Genomic DNA, 9,277 nt, shown 5'->3' on the forward strand with positions numbered 1-9,277 from the left:
AATTATTGCTCACAACGGCCCGCTGGCGCAGTAAGTAGCAACCAAATTCTGCTGCTGACCTGGGATCATTGTTGTCATGGATGCTCTGGTGGTGACTTCTCGGAAAGCGGAGGTCGCCGCGGGTGTGCGGGCGTCGCTGGCAGCTGGACTCGGCATGTATCCGATCGGTGTCGCCTTCGGGCTGCTGGTCGTCCAGGCGGGCCTGCCGTGGTGGGTCGCCCCGGCACTGTCCATCGCATGTTTCGCGGGGTCGCTGGAGCTGCTGCTGATCGGTCTGATCGTCGCGGCCACACCGCTCGCGACCATCGCACTGACCGCGTTCCTGGTGAACTTCCGCCACGTCTTCTACGCCTTCACCTTTCCGCTGCACGTGGTGCGCAACCGGTTCGCCCGTGCCTATTCCGTCTACACCCTGGTCGACGAGGCGTACGCGGTGACCGCCGCCAACCCGCGCGGCTGGACGTCATGGCGCCTGGTCTCGATGCAGGCCGCCTTCCAGATCTATTGGGTCGGTGGCGGTTTGACGGGCGTCTTGCTCGGTTCGATGCTGCCCGCGCGCATCGAAGGACTCGAATTCGCTTTGTGCGCACTGTTCGTCACGCTGACGCTCGACGCCTGCCGCTCCCGCGATGGTGTGCCATCGCTTCTCCTTGCGGCCCTTAGCTTCTCGATCGCGGTGGTGGTTGCGCCGCACGCGGCGTTGTTCGTCGGGCTGCTGCTGTTCATCGCCACGCTCGTCGCGCGCTACGTGTTGGTACGGCGGCAGGCGGTCGTCGATGCCTGACCTGGGGTACCTGGCGGCCGTGCTGGCGACCGTCTTCGCCATCAACCTGGCGTTGCGCGCCGTGCCGTTCGCGATCCTGCAGCCACTGCGAAAGTCGCGCTTCGTCAACACGATGGCCGCCTGGATGCCCGTCGGCATCGTGGTGATTCTCGCGGCGAGCACCTTCCGTTCCGTCTCCGGCGACGGAAAACACTTGGCATTCGCGGCATTTGCGGTGGCCATTACCATGGCGGCCCACCTGCTGGGCGGACGGCGGACCTTGCTCAGCGTCGGCGCGGGAACGCTCGTCTATGTGTTGCTCGTGAACTCGCTCTGATCCGGGAAGTACTGCACCAGACAGAACTCGTGGCCTTCGGGGTCGAACATGACCAGCACGACACCCTCGTCGTACTCGTGCCGCGTCCCTGACCACTGCCCGCCGAGGTCCTCGACGTGTTGGCGACCCTCGTCGATGTCTTCGACTTCGACGTCGAGATGAATGCGAACCTTCGTCGCCTTCGCCTCGGGCACGCGCTGGAAGGTGAGCCGCGGCGTCGGACCTTCCCGAGAACCGAGGGTCGCCCAGCCTGGGTCGTCGCCGTGCTCGTAGGACGGCTCGATGCCGAGCAGCTGTCCCCAGAACGTCGACATCACAACCGGATCGACGCAGTCGATGGTTACGCCCGACCATTGATTCGGCACGGCCACACACCCCCTTGTGTTGATGGTGGCGGGCAGGGGCTTCGAGCGTGGGGGTTTGCGCGGAAATCGGCGAGAACACCTCGTAATCGCCCACGCTCGACGAGGCGCAATCTGTCGGTGCCCACCGATAGCCTGCGGGCCATGAAGCTTGTTTCCACCCGCATCATCACCGCCGACGTGCCGAGCCTGGTCGGCTTCTACGAATTGGTGACCGGATCAGACGCGGTCTGGGCCAACGAACTGTTCGCGGAAATCCCGACGCCGGTGGGCACTTTGGCCATCGGTAGCGACAAGACCGTGCCACTTTTCGGGGCGGGTTCCGCCGAGCCGGCGGCCAACAGATCGGCCATCATCGAGTTCATCGTGGCCGACGTCGACGCTGAATATGAACGGCTGCGCGACCGCTTGGACGAGGTCGTCACCGAGCCGACCACCATGCCGTGGGGTAACCGGGCGCTGCTGTTCCGTGATCCCGACGGAAACCTGATCAACTTGTTCACTCCGGTCACCGACGAAGCCAAATCCAGGTTCGGGGGCTAGCGGTCAGTCAGGCCATCTGTTCGACCCACTGGGCGCGCGATGGCCCGGGTTCGAACGGATCGCTGAAATACTGTGTTTCCCTGACGATTTCACCGTTCTCGAATTCGGCGATGCTCACGACGTAGTACGGGTGTTCGTCGTACGTCATGATCAGCTCGCTGATCCAGAGATCGCCGGTGCCGACGATCCGCCGCACCGTAAAGCGCTTGGCGTTGGGCTGTGCTTCGCGTGATGCCTGAATGTTGTCGCGGCCGCGGATACGTTCACCGGACTGCGGGTATTCGAGGACCGCATCAGATCGGTAGATGCGATGTTCCGCGTCGAAGTCGTTGACGTCGGACGCTGCCCAGTGGGCTGCAAGCGCACCCCGCACTTCGCTGTCGTTCATGGCTGCCTTCCTGAAGGGGTCCACCCAGTGTGGTCGTGCCGCAGCGCAGGCGGTGAACCCCTGGTCGCGCCCACTGTCGCTGCGGCCGTAGGCGGCCTAGCATTTGTCGGTGAGCTTCGTCGTCTCGCCAGACGCCTACGGCCGCTACATGGGCCGGTATGCCGAACCGCTCGCGACGGTCTTCGGCGCGTTCGCCGGGATCGCCGCGGGCAGCAAGGTGCTCGACGTCGGCTGCGGCCCCGGCGCGCTGACGGCCCACGCCCTGTCGGTCGGCGCCGAGGTGTCGGCCATCGATCCGTCGCCGCCGTTCGTCGACGCGATTCGTGAACGGTTCCCCGCCATCGATGTGCGCAGCGGTACGGCAGAGGAATTGCCTTATGACGCAGATACTTTCGATACCTCGCTCGCGCAGTTGGTGGTGCACTTCATGGCGGACCCCGTGGTCGGTATCAGCCAGATGGCCCGTGTCACCCGGCCTGGCGGCGTCGTCGCGGCCTGCGTCTGGGACGGGCCGACAGGTGCGCTGGCGCCGTTCTGGGATGCGGTTCACGTGATCGACCCCGATGCGCAGGATGAGGCGCTCCTTTCTGGTGCGAACCGGGGGCATCTGACCGAGATCTTCGAAACCGCAGGATTGCGCGACGTGCACGAAGACGCCATCGCCATCGACGTCGTGCACCCGACTTTCGAGGAGTGGTGGGAGCCGTACACATTCGGTGTCGGCCCCGCGGGCGACTACGTGCAGCGACTCGACGACGAAGCCCGCGAGAGGCTGGAAACCGTTGCGCGCGAACGTCTTGGCGCCGGGCCGTTCACCGTCACCGCCACCGCGTGGGCTGCGCGCGGGACGGTCTGATCCGGACCGCGGAGCGGCCGGTTATGACGCGCGAATTGCGAAGTTGCGTGCGATAACTGGCCGCTCGGCGGGTCAAGAAATGCCGAGGGCTGCGGCAGTCAGATGCCAGAGCCGTTCGGCTGCCAGGTCCGGGTCGGCCCTGGGCGTGGCACGCAACTGCTGGGCGATGCTGTGCCGCAGGCCGCCGATGACGAACGCTCCGGCGCTGGCCGCATCGATGTCGTCGGGCAACTGACCGAGGGCTTGTCCACTGCGGATGTTGTCGGCCGCAACCTCGCTCATGGTCTGGAGGTGGACGGCTTCGAGCTCGGCGAGTTCGGGGTCCAGTGTCGCGCGGCCGAGCAGGATCGGCGCCAGGTCATCGTCGAAGTGATAGGCGACGAAACGCCGGGTGCGCTCGCGTTCCCGGACGCCCCAGTCGGCGTCGACGGGCAGGTGCACGTCGGCGATGGCATGGCGCAGCCCGTGGTAGAAGTCGTCGTAAACCGCTGCGAGCAGACCGCTTTTGGAGCCGAAGTGGTGATAGAGGGCGCCGGTGCTCAGCTGCGCCCGACGTGTCAGCGCGCTCAGTTCGAGCACCCCGTTGCCGCGGACCAGTTCGTCGCGGGCGGCGGTCAGAAGTTGTTGACGTCCGATCGGGGCGCGTGCCATAGTCCGAACATAACAGAATTCAGTTATGTTTCGGCGGGAGTGGGGCAATGAGCACTGAAGTGTCATCGTTGGCGGACCTGAGCGGCGATCTGGCCGGCACGTATCGCCGAACCGAAAGCAGCGGCGCGACGGTCGATCCCGCGCTCGTGGAGGCCGACCTCGCCGCGATGGCGCGCGACGGGTACGTGATCCTGCCCGACCTGCTCAGCCCCGCGCAGCTCGACGAGATTCGCGCCGCCGTGACGCCGATGCTGGATCGGCACGGCCGCAACGGATTCGAGGGGCGTTCGACGCAGCGGATCTACAGCGTGCTGAACAAGACCTCGGCGTGTGACGTCATCGCCGACCATCCGCGGGTGCTCGCGCTACTGGACCGGATGTTCCTGCCGAACTATCTGCTGTCGATGCTCCAGGTGATCAACATCCTGCCGGGGGAGCAGGCCCAGATGCTGCACACCGACGACGGCTTCTATCCGCTGCCGCGTCCCAGGGCCGCGTTGGGCGCCGCGACCATCTGGGCCATCGACGATTTCACCGCCGACAACGGTGCCACCGATGTGGTGCCCGGCAGCCAGCTGTGGGATGACCGGCTGCCCGGCGACGACGTCGAGCGTCGGCCCGTCGTGATGAAAGCCGGCTCGTGCGTGTTCTTCCCGGGCACGCTGTGGCACGGCGGCGGAGCCAACCGCACCCACCGTCCGCGGCTCGCCCTCACCGCGCAGTACTGCGAGCCGTGGCTGCGGCCGCAAGAGGCGTTCACCCTGTCGATGACCCGTGACACCGTGCGCCGGGTGTCGGAAGACATTCGCCGGATGCTGGGCTACAGCATCCATCCGCCGTTCATCGGGCAGGTCGAAGGCATGCACCCGAAGCGCCTGCTTTAGGGGTGCGCCCCAACCTGAGCTTGTGTGCGACGAGTCTGCCGAATTTCGGACACAAGCTCAGGTTCGGCGGAAATCAGTACGGCACGTCCGTGGCGCCGGCGGAGGTGTCCTTCTCGTCGTGATTCGACTCGTGGAATCCGAAGTCGTAGGGGTTCGGGCCTTGCTGCGGCAGGTCGAATTCGTCTCCGCCATAAGGCACATCGGGATCGGGGTCGGCGCCGGCCATCGGAGCGAGGCTTATTGCGCCGCCGATCGCGGCCGCGGCAATCCATGGTGCAACGAACGCGATTTTCATTCGCATGACGCCTCCTGCAAGCTGGCCGATTACTGGGAATTTGCGCACAAATACTAGTCCCGGCTTGACAGGATCAATGGCGATTGCGATTAATCGACGAATTTCTGGGCCGCAGGTCAGGCCAGGATTTCGATCTCGCTGCCCAGCTGATATCCCGGCGTCAACGACAGGGAATCACCACTCCAGAATGACCCCGGATCGAAATAGTTCTCGCGCTTCTCGGTGATCAGCAATCCCATCTCCTCGTAGGTGATGGCCACCGTCTCGGCGCAGTACGCGGTCTCCAGTCCGGCCGCCCGTCGACGGTTCTTGTCCTTCTCGGCGGTTTCGCGAACCTTCTGGTGCACCACCGGAATTCCGCGGGTGTAGTCGCTGATCACCGGCGCCCGCCCCCGGAACCACCGACCCGTCAACCGGGCCGTGGTGGGGAACGCGGTGCCGTCCATGCGGGCCACCACCTTGAGCGCCAGGTCTTCCTGCTCGCGGGTGGCGTACGGCGTCAGCTGCCGCAGCCAGCAGCGCTGCCCGTACACGTACACCCACCGTTCGACGGCGGAGCGCAGATCGTTGAGTTGCACGCCGCGGTGGTGACTGCCGCTCCACAGGCATTCGAGTTTGTCGCCGAGTTCAGCGTGCCAGATCAGCGGCGGCAGATCGTCGATGGCGACCGTCATGCCGACGTGGTTGACGGGCGCATTCGTGAGTGCCTGGATGGCACGGTCGGGCTTGGAAGCCCCGCGGAACAACCAGATATCGCCGGTCCGGGTCTCGGCCAGCGCCCGCTCCAGTGTCACCGCGTTACCAGTCATGTGGGCAGTTAAACATTCCCCGTCGCTTCGCTCGCCCAGGAAGGCAGAATCGAGCCATGCGTGGCTTGTGGAAGTGGGTAGGCATGGCGGGTGTCGCGGGCGTGGTCGCCGGTGGCGTGTTGGTCGCGCGCGATCAGCGCAAACGCGAGTCGTATACCGCCGACGACATTCGCGCGCGGTTACATCAGCGGCTGGCCGAGTCCAGCGGCCAGTCCACCGCGTAGAGCCGGTGGTCCCCGGTGAAGCCCTTCAGCTCCGCCGTCCGGCCACTGTCGAAGCTGATGTCGGCGCAGGAACCCAAGCCGGACAGGGCATCTCGCACGGCTTTACTCACCAGGATCTCGGCGCCGTCGGCCTGACTCGCGACGCGGGCCGCCATGGCGACGTTGCGGCCGAACAGGTCGTCGCCGCGGCGCACCGACTTTCCGGTGTGAATGCCGATGCGGACGCGAATGCCATTGGGGGCCTTGGCCAATTGCTGCTGCATGTCGATGCTGCAGCGCACCGCCTGCTCGGGCTCGGCGAAGGCGATCATGAAACCGTCGCCCTGACTCTTCACGACGTACCCGGACTGCTTCTTGACGCACCGACTGACCAGCTTGTCGTGGTGGTCGATCAGCCGCACCCAGGCCCGGTCGCCCATCCGCTCATTGAGGGCGGTGGACCCCTCGATGTCCGAGAACACGATCGCCACCCGACCGGTCGGCGCCAACTTGGCCAGGTCCGGCCGCTCCACCTCGGCCCAGCCGGCCAGCTCCTCGATCGATGACCACATCGCGCCGCCGAAACCCTCTTTGTTGATGAGGTTGGCGGTTTGCCACATCGTCTTGACGGCGGCCCGCCCGCCGGCCAGCAGCAGGTTGGTGCGTGGCTCGGACGGCGCGCGCAACTCCTCGATCTCCTGCCGCGCGGCGCGCAACCGGGCGCGTGTCACCCGCACCACGATCGCCTCGGCGACAACGACCACCGCGAGCACGCAGATGGCGACCAGCTCTACCGTCACCGCTCAAGTATCGAGGCGACGGCCCACTATCGGGTCATTGACGGACGAACTGCACCACCGCGTCGGTGAACGCGTCATTGTCGTCACCGGCCGCGGTGTGTCCGGCGTCGGACAGTTCGACGAACTGCGCGGCCGGCACCTTCTGCAGGAAGTCCTGCACGCCTTCGGTGGTGACCACGTCGGAGAGCTTGCCGCGGATCAGCAGGATCGGGATCTTGAGGTTGATCGCGGCGTGCTCGAGCATCTCGGCGCGCTCGAACGGATCGTCGTCGGGCGCGGTGAGGAATGCCGGGTCCCAGTGCCAGAACCACTTGCCGTCGCGCAGCCGCAGGTTCTTCTTGAGCCCTTCGACGCTGCGCGGCCGGGTGCGGTGGGGCAGGTAGGCCGCGACGGCGTCGGCGGCCTCCTCCAGCGAGGTGAAGCCGTCGATGCCGCTGAACATGAAGTCGCGGATTCGCGCGCTGCCGCTCTTCTCGAATCGCGGCACGACGTCGACCAGGACCAGCTTGGTGACCAGCTCGGGCCCGGCCTCGTGCGCGACCGGCAGGCTGGTCAGGCCGCCCATGCTGGCGCCGATCAGGGCCACGGGCCGGCCGATCTGATAGATCACCTGCAAGGTGTCGCCGGTGAGCGTCTCCAGCGAGTAGTTCGCCGTGGGGGAGCGGTCGCTGTCGCCGTGCCCGCGGCTGTCCAGCGCGACGACGTGGAAGCCGGCGTCCGCGAGAATCTGACCGGTGCTCTTCCAGGAGTGCCGGTTCTGACCACCGCCGTGCAGCATCAGAATGGTGGGCTTGTCCTGGGCGATCTCCGCGTCGCGGTTCCACTCGTCGGCGACCAGGGTCAGCTCGTCGATACCGCGGAATTGCACCGTCTGTGGATTGCTGCCGCCATCGGCGGGGGAAGTGCGTTCATCGGTGCTCACTGGGAATCCTCTCGTCACTTCTCCTGCACGTTACCGAGCTGTGCTAACTGAACCGAACACGACCCTCGTCACCCCGTGGTCTCTAGACTCGGCCGAGGTGTCGCCGCCCACGCCGGGTGCGCGGCGAGAGGAAGGCACATGGCTGACGAGCACGGGCGGCACAGGAATCCCGACGAAGTGGACGACGCAGACGCGAGCGCCGCGGACCCGACGCCGGACGCCGCCGATGACAAACCGGCCGTTTCCGACGATGAAGCCCTCGCCTTCCTGAAACCGGCTGCGCCCAAACGGGATAGCCGTGTCATCGCGGCATTGGTCGTCGGTGTTGTGGTGGTGGTTGCGCTGGGTGCGCTGGTGACCTGGCTCGGTCAGCGCGAACTGCAGTCGCGTCGCGACGATGCCCTGCACGAGATGTATCTGACCGCCGGGAAGCAGTCCGCGGCCAATCTCACGACCATCGACTACCGGCACGTCGACGACGACATAAAGCGTGCCCTGGATACTTCGACCGGCGCCTACTTCGATGAATTCAAACAGCGCTCGACGGCCGTCGTGGACTCGGTGAAGCAGCAGCAGTCGGTGTCGTCCGGCACGATCACCGAGGCCGGTGTGGAATCGGCGAACGACACCAGCGGCGTGGTGCTGGTCGCGGTGAAGGTGCACACCGAGGTCGGCAGCGGTCCGCCGCAACGGGACCGCTACTGGCGCGTGCGGCTGACGATGCAGAAGGCGGGCGACAGCGCCAAGGTGTCGAACGTGGAGCCGATCCAATGAGCAAGCACGGGATGGACGAGCCCGGCGAGGCGGCCGAGACCGAGCTCGAGGCGACGGAGCTCGAGGCGGAGCCGGAATCGACGGAGTCCGAGGGGTCCGAGTCTGAGTCCGAATCCGAGTCCGCTGAGGCGGCACCGGTGGCGGCCGATGATGCTGTGCCGCAAGCGAAACCGCTGAAGCCTCGGATCGAGTGGGGGCGAGTGATCGCCTACCGGGTGCTGCCGGCGCTGGCGGTCGTACTCGCGGCCGCTGCCGGCGGCCTGTGGTACCTGACCGCGAGGCACAGCAATGAGGCGGAGCGGGCTGCGGTGATCAAGGTGGCCCGCGACGGCACGGTCGCGCTGCTGTCGTACGAACCGGACACCGTCCGCCAACAACTCACCGACGCGCGCAAGCTGCTCACCACTCCGTTCCTGGACGAGTACACGACGCTGACCAAGTCGGTGATCCCCGGCGCCGAACAGCGGCACATCTCGGCGGCGACATCGGTGCCGGCCGCGGCCGCGGTGTCGGTCGACGAGAACCACGCCGTCGTGCTGGTGTTCGTCAACCAGACTGTCCGCGTCGGCGACCAGCCGCCGACCAGTACGCCGACCAGCGCACGGGTGACCCTGGAACGACTGGGGGGCCAGTGGCTGATCGCCAATTTCGAACCGGTCTGATCGTCGTGATTTGTGCACGATTTTCCGC

Annotated in this window: 15 protein-coding genes; 8 read left to right on the plus strand and 7 right to left on the minus strand. The window is 66.1% G+C overall.

Annotation, left to right across the window (positions count from 1 at the left end):
* Positions 1–76 precede the first annotated feature (76 nt).
* The gene (locus AC1U2B_RS09950) at positions 77–784 is read left to right on the plus strand and encodes an AzlC family ABC transporter permease (protein ID WP_480216683.1); all 708 of its coding nucleotides are present in this window, start codon (positions 77–79) and stop codon (positions 782–784) included.
* Positions 777–1,100 (plus strand): branched-chain amino acid transport AzlD family protein, encoded by a 324-nt coding sequence (locus tag AC1U2B_RS09955; RefSeq protein ID WP_480216684.1) that lies wholly within the window; start codon positions 777–779, stop codon positions 1,098–1,100. Before AC1U2B_RS09950 ends, AC1U2B_RS09955 begins: the two co-directional genes overlap by 8 nt.
* On the opposite strand, the gene AC1U2B_RS09960 is transcribed toward AC1U2B_RS09955, so the two are convergent.
* On the minus strand, positions 1,073–1,465 hold the full coding sequence (locus AC1U2B_RS09960) for a VOC family protein (RefSeq protein WP_480216685.1): 393 nt from the start codon (positions 1,463–1,465) through the stop codon (positions 1,073–1,075). The genes AC1U2B_RS09955 and AC1U2B_RS09960 overlap by 28 nt on opposite strands.
* A gap of 141 nt (positions 1,466–1,606) precedes the next feature.
* Here AC1U2B_RS09960 and AC1U2B_RS09965 point away from each other — a divergent pair, with 141 nt between their 5' ends.
* Positions 1,607–2,005 carry a VOC family protein gene (locus AC1U2B_RS09965; RefSeq protein ID WP_480216686.1) on the plus strand — a complete coding sequence of 133 codons (399 nt, stop codon included), beginning with the start codon at positions 1,607–1,609 and terminating at the stop codon, positions 2,003–2,005.
* Positions 2,006–2,012: 7 nt separating this feature from the next.
* Here AC1U2B_RS09965 and AC1U2B_RS09970 read toward each other — a convergent pair whose 3' ends face one another.
* The gene (locus tag AC1U2B_RS09970; RefSeq protein ID WP_480216687.1) at positions 2,013–2,393 is read right to left on the minus strand and encodes a nuclear transport factor 2 family protein; all 381 of its coding nucleotides are present in this window, start codon (positions 2,391–2,393) and stop codon (positions 2,013–2,015) included.
* Between the two features lie 109 nt (positions 2,394–2,502).
* Between AC1U2B_RS09970 and AC1U2B_RS09975 the strand changes: the two genes are divergently transcribed.
* On the plus strand, positions 2,503–3,249 hold the full coding sequence (locus AC1U2B_RS09975; RefSeq protein ID WP_480216688.1) for a class I SAM-dependent methyltransferase: 747 nt from the start codon (positions 2,503–2,505) through the stop codon (positions 3,247–3,249).
* A gap of 72 nt (positions 3,250–3,321) precedes the next feature.
* Here AC1U2B_RS09975 and AC1U2B_RS09980 read toward each other — a convergent pair whose 3' ends face one another.
* Positions 3,322–3,900, minus strand: a complete 579-nt coding sequence (locus tag AC1U2B_RS09980) for a TetR/AcrR family transcriptional regulator (RefSeq protein WP_043395680.1) — start codon at positions 3,898–3,900, stop codon at positions 3,322–3,324.
* Positions 3,901–3,947: 47 nt separating this feature from the next.
* On the opposite strand from AC1U2B_RS09980, the gene AC1U2B_RS09985 reads away from it, so the two are divergent.
* Positions 3,948–4,784, plus strand: coding sequence for a phytanoyl-CoA dioxygenase family protein (locus tag AC1U2B_RS09985; protein ID WP_480216689.1), 837 nt, complete (start codon positions 3,948–3,950; stop codon positions 4,782–4,784).
* Between the two features lie 73 nt (positions 4,785–4,857).
* Here the strand turns inward: AC1U2B_RS09985 and AC1U2B_RS09990 are convergent, their stop codons facing one another.
* Together AC1U2B_RS09990 and AC1U2B_RS09995 are read right to left on the minus strand one after the other, a co-directional pair.
* Positions 4,858–5,085 carry a hypothetical protein gene (locus tag AC1U2B_RS09990; RefSeq protein ID WP_480216690.1) on the minus strand — a complete coding sequence of 76 codons (228 nt, stop codon included), beginning with the start codon at positions 5,083–5,085 and terminating at the stop codon, positions 4,858–4,860.
* Between the two features lie 110 nt (positions 5,086–5,195).
* Entirely contained in the window at positions 5,196–5,888 is a 693-nt protein-coding gene (locus tag AC1U2B_RS09995) for a guanylate cyclase (RefSeq protein ID WP_480216691.1), read from the minus strand.
* Between the two features lie 56 nt (positions 5,889–5,944).
* On the opposite strand from AC1U2B_RS09995, the gene AC1U2B_RS10000 reads away from it, so the two are divergent.
* Positions 5,945–6,112 carry a hypothetical protein gene (locus tag AC1U2B_RS10000; RefSeq protein ID WP_260943154.1) on the plus strand — a complete coding sequence of 56 codons (168 nt, stop codon included), beginning with the start codon at positions 5,945–5,947 and terminating at the stop codon, positions 6,110–6,112.
* Here the strand turns inward: AC1U2B_RS10000 and AC1U2B_RS10005 are convergent.
* Together AC1U2B_RS10005 and AC1U2B_RS10010 are read right to left on the minus strand one after the other, a co-directional pair.
* Positions 6,073–6,891 (minus strand): adenylate/guanylate cyclase domain-containing protein, encoded by an 819-nt coding sequence (locus AC1U2B_RS10005; RefSeq protein WP_110788963.1) that lies wholly within the window; start codon positions 6,889–6,891, stop codon positions 6,073–6,075. The genes AC1U2B_RS10000 and AC1U2B_RS10005 overlap by 40 nt on opposite strands.
* 34 nt (positions 6,892–6,925) lie before the next feature.
* On the minus strand, positions 6,926–7,813 hold the full coding sequence (locus tag AC1U2B_RS10010; protein WP_480216692.1) for an alpha/beta fold hydrolase: 888 nt from the start codon (positions 7,811–7,813) through the stop codon (positions 6,926–6,928).
* 138 nt (positions 7,814–7,951) lie between these two features.
* Here AC1U2B_RS10010 and AC1U2B_RS10015 point away from each other — a divergent pair, with 138 nt between their 5' ends.
* Positions 7,952–8,587, plus strand: coding sequence for an Rv1363c family protein (locus AC1U2B_RS10015; protein ID WP_480216693.1), 636 nt, complete (start codon positions 7,952–7,954; stop codon positions 8,585–8,587).
* Positions 8,584–9,249, plus strand: coding sequence for an Rv1363c family protein (locus AC1U2B_RS10020; RefSeq protein ID WP_480216694.1), 666 nt, complete (start codon positions 8,584–8,586; stop codon positions 9,247–9,249). The genes AC1U2B_RS10015 and AC1U2B_RS10020 overlap by 4 nt, the downstream gene beginning before the upstream one ends.
* The last annotated feature ends 28 nt before the right edge of the window (positions 9,250–9,277 follow it).

This window comes from Mycolicibacterium sp. P4_G11, from assembly GCF_056555145.1.